The 16,868-nt window shown below is 69.8% G+C and carries 14 protein-coding genes; 7 read left to right on the forward strand and 7 right to left on the reverse strand.

The window, feature by feature from the left end; genetic code table 11:
* Window positions 1-235: 235 nt before the first annotated feature.
* Window positions 236-1,594, reverse strand: coding sequence for an Nramp family divalent metal transporter (locus ABMY26_RS10420; RefSeq protein WP_372395625.1), 1,359 nt, complete (start codon window positions 1,592-1,594; stop codon window positions 236-238).
* A 204-nt stretch (window positions 1,595-1,798) separates the two neighbouring features.
* Between ABMY26_RS10420 and mntR the strand changes: the two genes are divergently transcribed.
* Complete coding sequence (gene mntR, locus ABMY26_RS10425) at window positions 1,799-2,335, forward strand: manganese-binding transcriptional regulator MntR (protein ID WP_372395626.1); 537 nt, start codon at window positions 1,799-1,801, stop codon at window positions 2,333-2,335.
* 40 nt (window positions 2,336-2,375) lie between these two features.
* Here mntR and ABMY26_RS10430 read toward each other — a convergent pair whose 3' ends face one another.
* Complete coding sequence (locus ABMY26_RS10430; protein WP_372395627.1) at window positions 2,376-3,008, reverse strand: response regulator; 633 nt, start codon at window positions 3,006-3,008, stop codon at window positions 2,376-2,378.
* Window positions 3,005-4,438 (reverse strand): ATP-binding protein, encoded by a 1,434-nt coding sequence (locus ABMY26_RS10435; RefSeq protein ID WP_372395628.1) that lies wholly within the window; start codon window positions 4,436-4,438, stop codon window positions 3,005-3,007. The genes ABMY26_RS10430 and ABMY26_RS10435 overlap by 4 nt, the downstream gene beginning before the upstream one ends.
* A 506-nt stretch (window positions 4,439-4,944) precedes the next feature.
* On the opposite strand from ABMY26_RS10435, the gene ABMY26_RS10440 reads away from it, so the two are divergent.
* Together ABMY26_RS10440 and ABMY26_RS10445 are read left to right on the forward strand one after the other, a co-directional pair.
* Window positions 4,945-6,852: a methanol/ethanol family PQQ-dependent dehydrogenase gene (locus tag ABMY26_RS10440; RefSeq protein WP_372395629.1), complete on the forward strand. Its 1,908-nt coding sequence runs from the start codon at window positions 4,945-4,947 to the stop codon at window positions 6,850-6,852.
* 71 nt (window positions 6,853-6,923) lie between these two features.
* Window positions 6,924-7,595, forward strand: a complete 672-nt coding sequence (locus ABMY26_RS10445) for a pentapeptide repeat-containing protein (RefSeq protein ID WP_372395630.1) — start codon at window positions 6,924-6,926, stop codon at window positions 7,593-7,595.
* A 14-nt stretch (window positions 7,596-7,609) separates the two neighbouring features.
* Here the strand turns inward: ABMY26_RS10445 and ABMY26_RS10450 are convergent, their stop codons facing one another.
* From ABMY26_RS10450 to ABMY26_RS10460, 3 genes are read right to left on the reverse strand one after another with little or no spacing between them, the layout of a single operon-like run.
* Window positions 7,610-7,813: a hypothetical protein gene (locus tag ABMY26_RS10450; RefSeq protein WP_372395631.1), complete on the reverse strand. Its 204-nt coding sequence runs from the start codon at window positions 7,811-7,813 to the stop codon at window positions 7,610-7,612.
* Window positions 7,814-7,816: 3 nt separating this feature from the next.
* The gene (feoB, locus tag ABMY26_RS10455) at window positions 7,817-9,742 is read right to left on the reverse strand and encodes a ferrous iron transport protein B (protein WP_372395632.1); all 1,926 of its coding nucleotides are present in this window, start codon (window positions 9,740-9,742) and stop codon (window positions 7,817-7,819) included.
* A 35-nt stretch (window positions 9,743-9,777) separates the two neighbouring features.
* Window positions 9,778-10,215 (reverse strand): ferrous iron transport protein A, encoded by a 438-nt coding sequence (locus tag ABMY26_RS10460; protein ID WP_372395633.1) that lies wholly within the window; start codon window positions 10,213-10,215, stop codon window positions 9,778-9,780.
* Window positions 10,216-10,904: 689 nt separating this feature from the next.
* Between ABMY26_RS10460 and ABMY26_RS10465 the strand changes: the two genes are divergently transcribed.
* The 4 genes from ABMY26_RS10465 (at window position 10,905) to ABMY26_RS10480 (ending at window position 16,129) form a co-directional block, all read left to right on the forward strand.
* Complete coding sequence (locus ABMY26_RS10465) at window positions 10,905-12,536, forward strand: MFS transporter (RefSeq protein WP_372395634.1); 1,632 nt, start codon at window positions 10,905-10,907, stop codon at window positions 12,534-12,536.
* Window positions 12,529-13,686 (forward strand): alpha/beta fold hydrolase, encoded by a 1,158-nt coding sequence (locus tag ABMY26_RS10470; protein ID WP_372395635.1) that lies wholly within the window; start codon window positions 12,529-12,531, stop codon window positions 13,684-13,686. The genes ABMY26_RS10465 and ABMY26_RS10470 overlap by 8 nt, the downstream gene beginning before the upstream one ends.
* A 10-nt stretch (window positions 13,687-13,696) precedes the next feature.
* Window positions 13,697-14,305 carry a histidine phosphatase family protein gene (locus ABMY26_RS10475; protein WP_372395636.1) on the forward strand — a complete coding sequence of 203 codons (609 nt, stop codon included), beginning with the start codon at window positions 13,697-13,699 and terminating at the stop codon, window positions 14,303-14,305.
* Between the two features lie 147 nt (window positions 14,306-14,452).
* Entirely contained in the window at window positions 14,453-16,129 is a 1,677-nt protein-coding gene (locus ABMY26_RS10480; RefSeq protein ID WP_372395637.1) for a methyl-accepting chemotaxis protein, read from the forward strand.
* Window positions 16,130-16,324: 195 nt separating this feature from the next.
* On the opposite strand, the gene ABMY26_RS10485 is transcribed toward ABMY26_RS10480, so the two are convergent.
* A complete protein-coding gene (locus ABMY26_RS10485) occupies window positions 16,325-16,624 on the reverse strand; it encodes a hypothetical protein (protein ID WP_372395638.1) in 300 nt (99 codons plus the stop codon).
* Window positions 16,625-16,868 lie beyond the last annotated feature (244 nt).

A 16,868-nucleotide genomic window follows, 5' to 3' on the forward strand; every position in this document is an offset into this window, starting at 1 on the left:
GAAATCGTCCGGCGGTGGCGCCGGGGAGGGTGGGGGTGCCGGTATAAAATTGTCGTATTGAAAGAATTTCTCGCACCGGATGCATCGTGCTTACGCGAGCATTCCAGTGGTTTCCACCAAAAATAATTGGCAGAGCGCACTTTTTCTGTTGTGTGGAGAGAGTGCCCGCCGGTCACGCAGCGAAGCGGGTTTTTCCGGCCGCCACCGCAGCCGGAATCCCGCAACCGGTCCGATTTCAGGCCGCCAGCGTGTCGTACAGCAGCTTCAGGTTCAGCACGACGATGATGCCGGCCACCGCCCAGGACAGCGTCGCGACCCAGCGCGGGACGACGAAGCTGCCCATCTTGCCGCGGTCGGTGACGAAGCGGACCAGGGGGATGACGGCGAAGGGCAACTGCATCGACAGCACCACCTGGCTGAACACCAGCAGCTGCGCGGTGCCGCTCTCGCCGTAGAGCGCCGTCACCACCACCACCGGGACGATGGCGAGGCCGCGGGTCAGCAGGCGGCGGGCCCAATGGGGCAGGCGCAGGCGCAGGAAGCCTTCCATCACGATCTGCCCGGCCAGCGTCGCCGTCACCGTCGAGTTCAGGCCCGACGCCAGCAGGGCGACGGCGAACAGGGTCGAGGCGATGCCCAATCCCAGCAGCGGCGACAGCAGCTCGAACGCCTGGCCGATCTCCGCCACGTCGGTATGGCCGCTGCCGTGGAAGACGCTGGCGGCGACGATCAGGATGGCGGCGTTGACGAACAGCGCCAGCATCAGGGCGATGGTGCTGTCGGCGGTCGCCCAGACGATGGCGTCGCGCCGCCCCTCCTCCGTCCGCGGATAGGCCCGGGTCTGGACGATGGAGGAATGGAGGTACAGGTTGTGCGGCATCACCGTCGCGCCCAGGATGCCGATGGCGATATAGAGCATCGCCGGGTTGGTGACGATCTGCGTCGAGGGCACGAAGCCGTGCAGCACCGCCGCGACCGGCGGGGCGGCGGCGATGATCTGGACCAGGAAGCAGCCGGCGATCACGACCAGCAGCGCCACCACGAAGGCTTCCAGGTAGCGGAACCCCCGCTGCATCAGCAGGAGCACCAGGAAGGCGTCGAGCGCGGTGATCAGGGCACCGCCGATCAGCGGGATGCCGAACAGCAGGTTCAGCGCGATGGCGGTGCCGATGACCTCGGCCAGGTCGCAGGCGATGATCGCCGCCTCGCAGGCCACCCACAGCACCAGATTGACCGGACGCGGGTAATGGTCGCGGCAGGCCTGGGCCAGATCGCGGCCGGTGACGATGCCGAGCCGCGCCGCCAGCGACTGCAGCAGGATCGCCATCAGGTTCGACAGCATGATGACGGCGAGCAGCGTGTAGCCGAACTGCGATCCGCCCGCCAGATCGGTCGCCCAGTTGCCGGGGTCCATATAGCCGACCGACACCATGTAGCCGGGGCCGGCGAAGGCCAGCATCCGCCGCAGCCACAAGCCGCCCTGCGGCACCGCGACCGAGGCATGGACCTCCGGCAGGCTTGGCCGGCCCTGTCCGTCCGGGCTGGAATATTTCCAGGCGACGGGCGGCGGAACGACGGCTTCGGCTTCCGACATCGACGAAACTCCCGGCCGAACTGCGAATTGGTATCAATCAAGTATGTATCGCCGCATCGAGTATGCAAGATGCTATACTTTCCGGACCGGAAATTTTTCGCCGGAATCGCCATGTCCCCCGAACGACGCCGCTCCGAAGGGCTTGACCGCCGATACCGGGCGTCGGAGGGTGGAACGGAAGATGGAAAGGAGCCGATGCGCGCGATGGCCGATCCCCGGAAATCAACGGGCTGGGAAGACCGCTGCGACCATTGCGGCGACATCGGGACTGGCGAAGGCGGGGGCCGCGACATCGGGGGCGGCGCCGTGCCGGCCGAAACGGCCCTTCCCGACGCCGAACTCCATGCCGAGGGCTTCCGCAAGACGCGGGAGGCGCAGCGCGGCGCCCTGGCCGAGGATTATGTCGAGCTGATCGCCGACCTGATCGAAAGCGGGCAGGAGGCGCGTCAGGTCGACATCGCCGCGCGGCTGGGCGTCGCGCAGCCGACCGTCGCCCGCATGCTCGACCGGCTGGCGGCCGACGGGCTGGTCTACCGCAGGCCCTACCGCTCGGTCTTCCTGACCGACGCCGGCCGCCGGATCGCCGAGGAAAGCCGGGTGCGCCACCAGACGGTGGAGGCCTTCCTGCGCTCGCTCGGCGTCAGCCCCGACACCGCGCGGATCGATGCCGAGGGCATCGAGCACCATGTCAGCGCCGAGACGCTGGACGCCTTCCGCCGGGCGCTGGCCCGGCCGCGCTGATCTGTCCATGCGGGCCGGCCTGCGCCGCCTCCCGGCCCGCTCAATCGGCCAGCCCATGCCCGATGGCGATGCGGATCAGGGCGCGGGCGCTGTCGGCGCCCAGCTTGTCCTTGATCTGGGTACAGGCGTTCGCCACCGTCTTCTGGCTGATGCCCAGCCGGTCGCCGATGGCCGTCGTCGTCAGTCCGCGCCCGACCAGCGCCAGGATCTCGCGCTCGCGCTGGGTCAGCGCCGCCAGCGGATCGTCCGTCGGCGCCAGCGACATCAGCGCCAACTCGCGGGCAAGCGCGTGGTCGAGATGGACACGGCCGGCCAGCACGCTGCCGATGGCGGCCGCCAGGCTGTCCGGCGCGTCGTTCTTGGTGACATAGCCGCGCGCGCCGGCCTTCAGCGCGCGGGCGGCGACGGCAGGATCCTCGTGCATGCTGAAGATCAGCACCGGGATCGCCGGATCCTCCGCCCGCATGGTGCGCAGCACCGCCATGCCGCCGCCCTCGCCCGGCAGGTTGAGGTCGAGGACGACGACGTCCGGCCGCTCCGCCCGCCACAGGGCCAGCGCGCTGTCGACATCCTCCGCCTCCACCACGCGGCCCAGCGCCGCTTCGGCCAGCAGGCGCTGGCAGCCCGCCCTGACGATGGGATGGTCGTCGACCAGCAGGATGGTGAGGCTCATGCCGTTCGCTCCAGTGTGGCCGCAGCCGGGGCCGTGGCGGGGGAGGGCGCGGGGGAGGGCGTATGCCGCGGCAGCCGGGCCGAAACCCTGGTGCCGCCGCCGTTGCTGGAGCTTCCGCCGGCATCCCCGATGGTCAGGCAGCCGCCCAGCGCCTGCACCCGTTCCATCATGCCGGAGATGCCGAAGCCGCTCCGCGCCGGATCGTGGCCGCCGGGAAGGCCGGGTCCGTCGTCGGTGACGGCGATCTCGACCCGGTCCCCCAGCGCCGCCACCCGCACCGCGACCGCCGTCGGCGTGGCATGGCGCAGGGCGTTGACCAGCGATTCCTGCACCAGCCGGTAGACCGTCAGGCGCAGCACCTCGTCGCAGCCGTCTAGATCGCAGCCGTCCGTATCGGCGCCGGCATCCTGTGCCGTGTCCTGAGGTTCCATGCTGAGCGTCCACTCGACCTCCGGCTTGCGCCGTGCCCAGTCGCCGACCAGTTCGGTCAGCGCCTCGCTCAGCGGCAACTGGTCGGGCAGGGCTGGGCGCAGCCGGACCAGGATGCGCCGGCTCAGGCGGTGGACCTCGGCCGCGGTGTCCAGGATCGTCCGGGCGCGCCCGGCAACCTCCCCGGCGGTCTCCGCCATGTCCGGGCTTGCCCCCTCCCGGCTTGCGGCGTCCGGGGCTCGCCCGGTCAGGCGCAGGATGCGTCCGGCATCGACCTTGATCGCGAACAGGGCGGCGCCGAGTTCGTCGTGGACGTCGCGGGCGATCTCCCGCCGTTCGGCGTCCTGCGCCGCGACGATCCGCTGGCCGACCCGCCGGTTCTCCCGTTCGGCGGCGGCCAGCCCCTCGGCCAGCGCGGCGATGCCGCTGCCCAGCCGGTCGAGTTCGGGAACGCCCCCGGCGTCCAATGAAAGATTGTAGCGGCCGGCGCGCAGCCGCTCCAGCCCGGCTTCGAAGCGTGCCAGCGGCGCCAGCGCCCTGCCGACCGCCAGATATGCGGCGGTCAGCAGCAGGAAGCCGACGGCCAGCATGGCGGCGGCGAGGTCGCTCATGTCCTCCCACACCTCGGCGATCTCGTCCCAGGGCTCGGCGACGATGCGCAGGCCGCCGCCATCCGCCAACCGCAACTCCTGCGGTTCGACGGCGATCAGCGCTGCGAACCAATCCGGAGCGTGCTGTAGCTCCGTCACCGGTTCCGGCGCCGCGTCGTCCGGGATGAAGCGCAGGTGGCGCAGCCCGAGGCCGTTCAGCGTTTCCAGATCTGCCGCCGCCGCGTCCCGACCCACCATCCTGCGGCCGATCGCGCTGCCGAGCTCCAGCGCCGACGCCATCTCCGCCTGCACGGCGTCGCGGGCGTTGGCGACCAGCACCGCGCCGCCGGCGGCGGCCATCAGCAGCAGGAACAGCCCGATCAGGGCCAGGATGCGCATCTTCAGCGACATCGCCGCCCGCTCCATTATAAGACCATAGACGGAATGTTAGCCCACCCACCTGATCGGGCGCCATCCGCCCTTTGGACAATGTCCCGCCTCAGGTCAGGGTTTTCCGCCGGCCGGTCCTGATGAACGGGAAGAAATCCCGTCTGATACGGGATGAAATCCCGTCGCCGCGTCGGAAACATCTTCCCCGGATTGTCGAATGGAACCGGCAGGCCGCCGGGGAGAACATGGGGACCGGCAGGACGAGAGCACGGAGCATCATGCGGGATGCACCGTGCAGAGCCTTCGCGAAAAAGGGTCTTGCCGACCAAGCACCGCCTCAGGGCGTCGCATGGTCACGCACGGCCCCCTCCCGGACCCGGACGGCACAAGCCTCCCGCCGTCCGTGCCGCGGGGGTGGGCCGGCGTGACCCCTGCCGCCCATCGCCGCCACTCGATCGCTTACGACGCTGCCACGACGCTGCCACCGCGCGGCCAATCGCCACGCGGCCAATCAACGGGGGAAACGCATGACACTTTCGTCCAACACCACCACCGCTTCCGCCGGCCCGGCTCACCGGTCCGGTCTGCGGCGCCGTCTCCGCCTCGCGGCGGCGCTGGCCGGGCTGCTCGCGCTCGCCTCGCCGGCCGTGCCGGCGCTGGCCGCCGACGTCACCTGGGACGCCATCGCCAACGACGCGCGGAACAACAGCGACGTGCTGATGTACGGCATGGGGGTCGAGGGCAAGCGTTTCAGCCCGCTGAAGCAGATCGACACCGACAGCGTGTCGCGGCTGGTTCCCGCCTGGTCCTTCTCCTTCGGCGACGAGAAGCAGCGCGGGCAGGAAACCCAGGCGCTGGTGCATGACGGGGTGATCTACGTCACCGGCTCCTATTCGCGCATGTTCGCGCTGGACGCCAAGACCGGCAAGCGGCTGTGGTCCTATTCCCACCGGCTGCCCGACGACATCCGGCCCTGCTGCGACGTGGTCAACCGCGGTGCGGCGATCTATGGCGACAAGGTGTTCTTCGGCACGCTCGATGCCTCCATCGTCGCGCTGAACAAGGACACCGGCAAGGTCGTCTGGAAGAAGAAATTCGCCGACCACAAGGTCGGCTACACCATGACCGGCGCCCCCACCATCGTGAAGGACCAGAAGAGCGGCAAGGTCTTGCTGATCCACGGCTCGTCCGGCGACGAGTTCGGCGTGGTCGGCCGGCTGTTCGCCCGCGATCCCGACAGCGGCGACGAGGTGTGGATGCGTCCGCTGGTCGAAGGGCACATGGGCCGGCTGAACGGCAAGGACAGCACCCCGACCGGCAGCGACAGGGCCCCCTCCTGGCCGCGCGACAAGGACGGCAATCTGGTGGAGGCGTGGAACCATGGCGGCGGCGCGCCCTGGCAGAGCGCCACCTTCGACGTGGAAACCAACACCATCGTCATCGGCACCGGCAACCCGGCTCCCTGGAACGGCTGGGCGCGCTGGCCGGGCGACAGCCTCTACACCTCGGGCCAGGCCTACGTCGATCCGGGCACCGGCGAGCTGAAGGGCTTCTACCAGCACACGCCGAACGACACCTGGGATTTCTCTGGCAACAACGAGCTGGTGCTGTTCGACTACACCGACGCCGCCGGCAAGACGGTCAAGGCGACCGCGCATGCCGACCGCAACGGCTTCTTCTATGTCACCGACCGGGTCAAGCTGGCGACGGCGGGCGGCGAGGCCAACAAGCCGAACAGCGTGCTGGCGGCCTATCCCTTCGTCGACGGCATCACCTGGGCCAAGGGCATCGACCTGAAGACCGGCCGGCCGATCGAGGTCGAGGGCCAGCGTCCGCCGCTGCCGGCGGAAGGCGAGAAGCGCGGCAAGCCGGTCGAGGTGTCGCCGCCCTTCCTGGGCGGCAAGAACTGGAACCCGATGTCCTACAGCGAGGACACCAAGCTGTTCTACATCGCCGCCAACCACTGGAAGGAGGATTACTGGACCGAGCATGTCGGCTACAACCCCGGCTCGGCCTATCTCGGCATGGGGTTCCGCATCCACAAGCTGTTCGACGACCATGTCGGCGTGCTGCGGGCGCTCGATCCGAAGACCGGCAAGATCGTGTGGGAGCACAAGGAGGAGCTGCCGCTGTGGTCCGGCACGCTGGCGACCGCCGGCAACCTGGTCTTCACCGGCACCGGCGACGGCTTCGTCAAGGCGTTCAACGCCAAGACGGGTGCCGAGCTGTGGCGGTTCCAGACCGGCTCCGGCATCATCTCGTCTCCCGTCACCTGGGAGCAGGACGGGGTGCAGTATGTCGGCATCACCACCGGCTATGGCGGCGCGGTGCCGCTGTGGGGCGGCGATCTGGCCGACCTGACCACCCGCGTGACCCAGGGCGGGTCCTTCTGGGTGTTCAAGCTCGCCGACGTGAAGCTGTCCAGCGCCAAGTAGGCGGCAACCGGGAGCGGGGCGGGCGGCGGCGGCCGTCCGTCCCGGTCCCCTTTCCCAACGGAGGCACCATCATGACGCCGCGCTTCACTGCCGCACTGCTCGCGCTGTCCCTGTGGGGGCTGGCACCCGTTCCCTTCGCCCCCCTTTCCTCCGCCCCCGTTCCCTCCGCCAACGCCGCGGAGGTGGAGAACGCCGCCCTCGACGATGCGGCGGGACCGCTGGTCGGCGGCGGCGAGGAGGAGCGGACCACCGCGGTCGCCGGCTGCACGCTGGCCCCGAAGTCCGTCTGCCCGAACCTCGACCTGCGCCACCGCAACCTGCGCGGGCTGGGGCTGGCGGGTGCCGACCTGCACGGGTCGAACCTGATGCGGGCCGACCTGCGCAACGCCGACCTGCGCGGGGCCGACCTGCGCGGCGCCATCCTCGACGGGGCCGACCTGCGCACCGCCTTCCTCCAGGGGGCCAAGCTGTCCGGCGCCCGGCTGCGCGGCGCCAACCTGGAATTCGCCCGGGCCACCGGCGCCGATTTCACCGGCACCGACCTGACCGCCGCGAACCTGGAGGCGATCCGCGCCGACAAGATCGACCTGTCCGGCGCCAGCCTGGAGGGCGCCAACCTCCAGGAGGCGAAGATGTCGCTGTCCAACCTGTCGGGCGTCAACATGGAGGGGGCCAAGATCCGCTTCGCCATCTTCCAGGACGCGCTGATGACCGGCTGCACGGCCTGCCCGACCGGCTGGTGAGCGGCAGGGGCGGCTCAGCCGGGCCGGACGCGGTGCCCCGGCTTGCCCGGTCCCGTTCCGCCGCAGCCGCAGCAGCCGCCGCAGTTCTTGGCGGGAGGGGCCGGCCTTCCGGCGAGGCGGCGCAGCCGGTCGCGCGCCGCCGCCGGCAGCAGGATGGTCCAGACGACCCAGGCGAAGGCCGCGGCGACGGCCAGACCGACGATGATGGACTCGGCCATGGCTCAGCCTCCCAGCAGGGCGCTGGAGAGCTGGAAGGTGACGAAGGCGGCACCGTAGGCGAGCAGCGTCATGTAGACGAGCATCACGATCATCCAGAACCAGGAATTCGTCTCGCGCTTCACCACCGACAGGGTGGAGACGCATTGCGGGGCGAAGACGAACCAGGCGAGCAGGGCGAGCGCCGTCGGCAGGCTCCAGTCGGCGGCCAGCACGCCGGCCAGCGATCCCGACAGCGCGTCCCCGGTTTCGCTCAGCGCATAGACGGTGCCGAGCGCCGCCACCGCCACCTCGCGCGCGGCCATGCCCGGCACCAGCGCGATGGCGATCTGCCAGGTGAAGCCGATGGGGGCGAGCAGCGGAGCCAGCGCGTGCCCCAGCATCCCGGCGAAGCTGTAATCGATCGCCGGGCCGGTGGCGCCGTCCGGCGCACCGGGGAAGGTGCCGAGGAACCACAGCAGGATCATGATCGCGAAGATGATCGTTCCGGCGCGGGCCAGGAAGATGCGCGTCCGCTCCAGCAGGCCGAGGGAGAGGTCGCGCAGGCCGGGCAGGCGGTATGAGGGCAGTTCCATCAGCAGCGGCTCGCGCGCGCCCTTGAAGACCGTGCGCTTCAGCACGAAGGCGACCGCCAGCGCCGACAGGATGCCGGCGGCGTAGAGCGCGAACATCACCAGCCCCTGCAGCCCGATCATGCCGCCCGCCACCGTCCGTTCCGGGACGAAGGCGGCGATGAGCAGCGTATAGACCGGCAGCCGGGCCGAGCAGGTCATCAACGGCGCGATCATGATGGTGGCCAGCCGGTCGGCGCGGTTCTCGATGGTGCGCGCCGCCATGATGCCGGGAACCGCGCAGGCGAAGCTGGACAGCAGCGGGATGAAGGCCCGTCCGTGCAGCCCGACCCCGCCCATCAGCCGGTCGAGCAGGAAGGCGGCCCGCGCCATGTAGCCGGTGGATTCCAGGACCAGGATGAAGAAGAACAGCACCAGGATCTGCGGCAGGAAGATCACCACGCTGCCGACCCCGGCGATGATGCCGTCGGTGATCAGGCTCTTCAGCATCCCGTCCGGCAGCGCGGCGCCGGCCGTCGCCTGGACCCAGCCCAACGCGGTGTCGATCATGTCCATCGGCAGGGCCGCCCAGGCGAACACTGCCTGGAACATCAGGAACAGGACGAGGAACAGGAAGGGCAGGCCGATGGCCGGGTGCAGCAGCGCGGCGTCGATCCGCCGGGTCGCCAGCGACGGACGTCCGGCGCTGCGCAGGGCGGCGGCCAGGATCGCCTCGACCTCCTGATGGTAGGCGCGCAGCTCGTGCGCCGACGGCTCGCTCCAGCCGCAGGGGGCGATGGACGGGGCAAGGGACGGGGCGGCTGGCGCCCCGTCTGCGCCGGCCATCACCGCCATGCTGCGGTCGATCTGGTCGAGCAGCCCGCGCACGCCGTGGCGGCGGATCGCCACGGTCGGCACCACCGGCACGCCCAGCGCGGCGGACAGCGCGGCGGCGTCGACGCTGCAGCCGCGGGCCTCGGCGACATCCATCATGTTGAGCGCCAGGATGATGGGGCGGCCGAGCTTCTTCAACTCCAGCACCAGGCGCAGATGCAGGCGCAGGTTGGTGGCGTCGGCGACGCAGACCATGACGTCCGGCGGCGCCTCGTGCTCGAAGCGGCCGAGCACGACGTCGCGCGTCACCTCCTCGTCGGGGGAGCGGGCGCGCAGGCTGTAGGTGCCGGGCAGGTCGATGATCTGCACGCGCGACCCGGCGGGGCTGAGGAACTCGCCGATCTTGCGCTCGACCGTCACGCCGGGATAGTTGGCGACCTTCTGGCGGGCGCCGGTCAGGGCGTTGAACAATGCGGTCTTGCCGCAGTTGGGATTGCCGACCAGCGCGATGCGCGGCGGTGCGGCGAAAACGGCGATATTGGACATCGCGGAACTCCTGTCCGCAGGAAGGGGGGCGACGCTCAGCCGAGCGTCACCAGGACGGCGTGCGCCTCCGCGCGGCGCAGGGCCAGCGTGTGGTCGTTGATGCGCACGGCAAGCGGATCGGCGCCGGGGAAGCCTTCATGCAGGATTTCCACGCGGGCGCCTTCGATCAGGCCCATCTCGATCATGCGGCGTTCCAGTTCGCCGGCCGGCAGCGGGGTGGCGACCGCGGTCTCGTCGAGACCGGTCACCACCGCGCGCTGACCCTTGCGCAGGCTGCCGAGGCTGGGGCTGCGCCGCCCGGCTGGCGGGTCGGAGGCGGTGGCCGGAACGATGCCGGGACCGGCATGGGTGGCGGCTGGGGCGGCGGCTGGGGCCGCGGCAGGGACTGTGCTGGGGGAACCGGTGGCGGGAACGGGGCCGGACGCGGCACCCGACATGGCGCCGGACAAAGCGCCGGACACTGGGGGAGTCATTTGAGGTCACCTTTTCGGCTGCACGCTGCAGACAGGCGTGCAATTCGACGGCATCGGGGCCGTGGGACCGATTGTCGTGCGAATCACTCGCACTTGCGATGTGGCGAAGCGTCGCAAAGCGGCATCGTCCAGCAGCCGTTTCTGCAATCGAGGATGACCGTCACCGCGCGCCCCTCCTCGCCCTCGGGAGCCGGCCTCTCGGGAAAACTTTTCGCGTAGTGAGAAAATTGAATATCATATCCAATCTGGAATAGTGTTATATATCACTTGCTGCACCGCAACCAAGGTTTGTCATCGAGTGAAAGCAGTCGCATTTTTTGCACCTCTGCGCATGCCGAGAGCCATTCGAAAGTTGCCGATGCATCGATTCAATGATGAATTACGGTCACTCCAAGTAGTGTATAGTATTTTATAAAAGATATTAATCGTCAGCGCTTCAAGCGATCAGCATACATGTATGTGTAACATTCAATGAATAACTTTCATTTTTAAATGCAAATTCGGTTTACCAATTCTTTGGAGTTATGTCTTAGCTTCTGACACACTTTCCGAAGGCCGTTGTGTGTCCGGAGCTGTTTATGCAACTTGATTCAGTCGCATGTCCGCGTGTGACTCTGCCCCTACTCACGGCGTTCGGTCTATCTCTCCTGTCTTATCTTATTTTTGCTAAATTTTATGTAAGCTTTGGCTTGTCAATCGGCCAAGATGCCGCACTGATCGTGCTGCACGCGGTGCGCGACCGCGTGTGGATGGTGGCCGCCGCGGTGTTCCTGGGCGTCCTGCTGGTGTCCCTGCTGCTGCCCTCGGCCATGCGGGCCGCCGCTGCCACGCCCCTGCGCTCCCTGCTGCTGCCGGCGGGGGCGATGCTGGCGTTCGGCGCCGGGCTGATGCCGCAATTGGCGGCCGTGCTGACCCCGGAAGCCCTGCACGGGATCCTCCGGGACGGGGCCGCCCTGCTGGTCGTGTCCATTCTCGTGGTGTTCGAGGCGCTGCTGCTGCTCGGCGCCGGATCGGCGCGATTGAGGTCGCCGGATGCGACGGCCGCCGAACCGCGGGCCGCAGTGGCCGGCATGCGCGCCGCCCTGTTCCTGTTCATGCTGGCGGAGGAGCTGTCGCGTTCCTTCCTGCCGCTCTATGCGCGCGAGCTGTACACGCCGGTTCCCGGCCTGTCGGAGACTCTGATGATGGGGCTGCCGATCGGGCTGTTCATGCTGCTGGTCGCCGTCTTCACCCCCTTCGCCGGCGCCTGGGCCGAGCGGTTCGGCAGCCGCCGCACCCTGCTGGTCGGCACGCTGCCGGCGGTGGCCGGCTTCGCCGGGACGGCGCTGGCCCAGTCGCTGCCCGAGCTGCTGCTGTGGCGCAGCGCCTGTGCGCTCGGCTATGCGGTGATGTTCATCGGCGCGCAGGGCTTCATCGCCCGCCACACCCCGCCGGACCAGCGGGCGCGCGGCATGGCGCAGTTCGTCGCCGCGGTGATCGTCGCCGGCCTGTGCGGCGCGCCGATCGGCGGCATCCTGGCCGACCATCTCGGCTACCGCGCCGCCTTCGCGGCGTCGGCGCTGCTGGCGCTCGCCGCCGCCCTGGCCGCCGCGCTCCTGCTGCCCGCCGACCGGGCGGGGGGCGCGCGGGACGGCGGCCGGTTCCGCCTGCGCGACGCCGCCGGGCTGCTCGCCAACCGGCGGTTCCTGGCGCTGCTGCTGTTCTCGTCGATCCCGACCAAGCTGATGCTGACCGGCTACCTGTTCTATCTGGTTCCGGTCTCCCTGCATGCGGCGGGCGAGACGCCGGCCGGGATCGGCCGGATGATGATGACCTATGGCCTGATCATCGTGGTCCTCGGCCCCTGGGTGTCGCGGATGGCCGACCGCGGCGGCCGCCATTCGCTGTTCGCCGGGCTGGGCGGGCTGATCGGCGGGGCCGGCACGCTGGCGATCCTCCAGGCGCCCGGGGTGCCGGGGATCCTGGCCGGCATCGCCGCGCTCGGGATCGCCCACGCCTTCAACAACGCGACCCAGCTGGCCCTGGTGCCGGAGGTCTGCCGCACCGAATGCGCCCGCATGGGCGAAACCGGCGTCTTCGCCGTCTACCGCCTGCTGGAGCGCGGCGGATCCGTCATCGGCCCGCTGCTGGCCGCCGTCATCGCCGACCGGTTCGGCCTTCAGGCCGCCCTGGTGGCGTTCGGCGCGCTCGGCATGCTGTGCGGCGCCGCCTTCTGTGCGGTCTTCCTGCTGGCGCCTCCGCGCGAGGCCGCCCAACCCCGCCTTGCCACCCCGCCCCTCACCCCACCCATCGATCATGGAGGCGACGACGCCCATGCCTGACCAGATGCTCGTGGAGCCCCTTCCGGCCATGCCGGGCCTCCCGTTTCCGCCCGGCGGCGACACCCTGGCGGTTCCCCGTCACGGCCATGCGATGGGTGCGCTGCGCGCCACGCTGGACGCGCTCGGCATCGCCGATGCCGGGGAGATGACCTGGAAGAACTACGAGACGATCATGCGGGTGATCGAGCCGCTGATCGGCGCCGGCCACAGCCTGCGCCATTTCGACTACACCCATTCCGCGGCGCTCCAGCCCGGTACGGTGGAGCGGTTGCGCAACGACTACAGCGTCCGCCTCGCCTACACGGAATGGGGCAGCCCGTCGCTGCCGCCGCTGCTGTGCCTGGGCGGCATCGCCAATTCCGCCCGGCGGTTCGACTATCTCGCCCGGACGCTGTCGCGCCATCACCATGTCCTGTGCCTGGACTGGGCCGGGCGCGGCCGCAGCGGCTGGCTGGCGGAGCAGTCCGACTACAGCTTCGAGGGCAACGTCGCCCAGGTGCTGGCCCTGATCCGGCACAAGCGGCTGGGGCCGGTCACGCTGCTGGGCTCCTCGCTCGGCGGCAGCGTGGCGATGCGGGTGGCGGCCGAGGCGCCGGAGCTGGTCGACCGCCTGATCCTCAACGACATCGGCCCCTTCATCCCGACCGAGCGCCGCCGCCGCCGCGCCGAATCGGTGGCCCGCCACTATGTCTTCCGCCACCCGGCCCAACTGTTCCACCGCACGGGCGCCGCCCAGAAGAACGACGGGCCGGTCGACGACACCGTGCTGCTGCACAACAGCTTCCACCAGACCCGCTGGTCGGAGGAGAATGGCGGGCGGGTCTACCGCCACGACATCCGCGCGTTGCAATGCTACCGCGACGGCGCCGCCCAGGACCACGACCAGTGGGACGACTGGCAGCGCATCGGCTGCCCGGTGCTGCTGGTGCACGGCATGATGAGCGACGCGCTGCAGGATGCGACCATCGCGCGGATGATGGACAAGCCGCGGGTCACCGTCCTCCATGTGCCGGATGTCGGCCATACCCCGACGCTGAGCGACCCGCTGCACATCGACGCGCTGCGCCGCTGGATCGTGGCGCCCGGCGCCCTGCCGGCGGACAGCGTCATCGGCTGGAGCGCGGGCGCCGACCGCCTCCTGTTCCGCTGAGGGGCCGGCGATGACGGACCTCTTCCACTTCGTGCGCCACGGCCAGACCGAGGACAACCGCCTCGGCGTGCGCTGCGGCGGTGACCGCGACGTGCCGCTGACCGGGCTGGGCGTCGAGCAGGCCCGCCGGGCGGCGGAGCGGTTCCGCGAGGCCGGCGGCTGCTGCGGTCTGGTGATCGCCGGGCCGCTGCAACGCACCGCGGTCACCGGCGCCCTGTTCGCCGAGACGCTCGGCGTTCCGCTGGTCGGCTGCGACTGGCTGCGCGAGCGGGCGCTGGGTGAGTGGAACGGGCTGCCCGTCGCGCTGACCCGGCCCTGGTTCGCGGCCGGCGAGACGCCGCCCGGCGGCGAAAGCGAGGAGGAATTCGCAGCCCGCGTCCTCGACGGGGTGGCGGCGCTGCGGGACCGGCTGGCCGACCGGCCGCTGCTGGTCGGCAGCAAGGGGGTCGGCCGCATCCTGCTGCACCGGCTGGCCGGACGGCCGGGCGTCGAGCTCGAGAATTGCGAGGTCGTGGCCTTCGCCCGCCAGCCCGGCCCAGCCGGGATGACGGCGGGGTGGCGCTGCGACCATCCGGAGGGATCGGCCCAGGAGGCCGGCCCCGCCGGTTTCGCGGCCTGACGGGAGGGTCGCCGTCCGCCGACGGCTGCCGGCCCGAATCATGACCGCCTGGCGATGGCCGCCTGGCGATGACCGCCTGAAGATAACCATTGAACGATGCGTGGATACCGCGCGGTGCCGCGTATAAAAAGTCGAGGAGAAGGGGCGATGAAGCTCAAGATTGGTACGCGGCTGATGCTGCTGGTGTTCGGCGTGGCGCTGCTCAGCACGCTGGCCGGCGCGACCGTCCATCTGACGGGCATGCGCACGAATCTGGTCGAACAGCGCAAGGCCAAGGTCAAGGAGATGGTCGATGCGGCTTCCTCCGTGATCGCGCTGTACGGCGAACAGGAGAAGTCGGGCAAGCTGCCGCGTGCCGAGGCGCAGGAACTCGCGCGCAACGCCGTGCGCGCGATGCGCTATGGCAAAGGCGAGTATTTCTTCGTCTACGACTATGCCGGCGTCAGCCTGGTCCATGGGCTGCGGCCGCAGGTCGAGGGCAAGAACCTGCTGAACCTGAAGGATCCCGACGGCGTTCCCTTCAACGTGCAGATGACCGAGGCGGCCAAGGCCGGCGGCGGCTTCGTCGCCTTCCGCCACAAGCGCACCGACGATGCCGAACCGACCCCGAAGATCGCCTACGCCACCGGCTACCAGCCCTGGCAGTGGATGGTCGGCACCGGCGTCTATACCGACGACGTCGACGCCGAGTTCCGCGCCCGCGCCGTCCGCGAGCTTCTGGTCACCCTGCTGCTGCTGGCGATCAGCGTCGGCATCGGCATCTGGGTGTCGCGCGGGATGTCGCGTCCGCTGCTGGCGATCCGCGACGTGCTGGGCCGCATCGGCGGCGGCGACCTGTCCACCGCCGTCCCCCATGTCGACCGGCCGGACGAGATCGGCGACATGGCCCGCGCCGTCGCCGGCCTCGCCACCACCCTCCAGGCCGCCCGTGACGAGAGCCAGCGCGCCGACCTGGACCGCGCCGCCCGCGACCTCCAGCGCGAGCGCCTGTCCGCCCGCGCCACCGAGTTCGCCCGTGCGATGGACGAGGTCGTCGCGACGCTCAGCACCACCACCGTGGCCCTGCACGAGCGCACCGCGGCGCTGACCAGCGACGCCGCCAGCACGACCGACGCGGCCCATGCCGCCGCCGGTGCCGCGCAGGGGGCCTCCGACAGCGTCGAATCCGCCGCCCTGGCCAGCGAGGAGCTGCGCGGGTCGATCTCCGCGATCAGCCGTCAGGTCGAAAGCGCCGCCCAGACCGCGTCCCGCGCGGTGACCGAGACGTCGAACACCACCGGCATCGTCACCGGCCTCGCGTCTGCCGCCGAGCAGATCGGCGCGGTGGTCGAGCTGATCAACTCCATCGCCGGACAGACCAACCTGCTGGCGCTGAACGCCACCATCGAGGCGGCGCGGGCCGGCGAGGCCGGCAAGGGCTTCGCCGTCGTGGCGAGCGAGGTGAAGAGCCTCGCCACCCAGACCGCGAAGGCGACCGAGGACATCCAGTCGCAGGTCGGCGCCATCCGGGCGGCGACGGCCAACGCCATTGCCGCGATCGAGGGCATCGCCAGCCTGATCACCAACCTCAGCGCCCTGAACGGCGAGGTCGCGTCGGCCGTGCAGCAGCAGGAGGCGGCGACCCACCAGATCTTCGCCAACGCCCGCACCGCCGCCGACAACTCCCGCCGCGTCACCAGCAGCGTCGGCTCGCTGTCGGCGACCATGACCACCACCAGCGACCGCATGCGTCTGGTGTCCTCCAGCGTGGAGAACGTGTCCGAGCAGTCGGACCGCCTGAAGGACGAGGTGCGGCGCTTCGTGGCCGAGGTCAACGCCGCCTGACCGGGCAACGGGCAGCGGATAGCAGGCAGGCTCCCGGCGATACGGTCCGCCGGGAGCCTGCGCTGTCGGTAACTTCAGCCGTCATTTACCGGAACGCCGGCTCCCGGCGTTCATTGCTCCTGGAATGGGGTCGCCACTTGGGCGACCCCGTCAGCCGGCAAATGAACGGCCGACAGGTAGACGGCGAGAGCCGAATTACATGCAGGTGGCCTGCGCGGTCATCATGATCTCGAGGCCCTTGCCGTGCTTCTGCGTGGCTGCGGCGGCTTCCTCGGCCTTGCCGGCGGCCATGGCGGTGTTCACGGCCTTCATCGCATCGATTGCGGCCGTGCGGTCGGCACCCGCCAGCTTGTCGGACGCGCACTTGCACGACTTGACGGTCGGCTCGGACTTGTCGGCGGCCGTGCACAGCGCCTCGAAATCATCGGCGAACGCAACGGCGGGCACGGACATCATGGCGACCGCGGTGACGGCAGCAATCTTCAGAATGCGCATTCTTGCTCTTTCAATTGGATTTGCGACAAATACGAAGCAGCGCCTGATATTCGTGGGTAGGCAAGAAGATAGTGCCGCGCTCCAGGGAGGGGCGGGATTTTATTCGGCACCACCGAGCGGGTATCGGCCAATTCACGCATCCGGCGGATGCCGGTCGGCCCGTCCTGCGCATACCGGCGACGATGACCGTTACCGGCGGGTGGATGTCTCTGGCGTCCTGCAAGGGAGGACATGTCCGGACCGC

The sequence above is a fragment of the Azospirillum sp. HJ39 genome, from assembly GCF_041507355.1.
GTDB classification, from domain to species: Bacteria; Pseudomonadota; Alphaproteobacteria; order Azospirillales; family Azospirillaceae; genus Azospirillum; species Azospirillum thiophilum.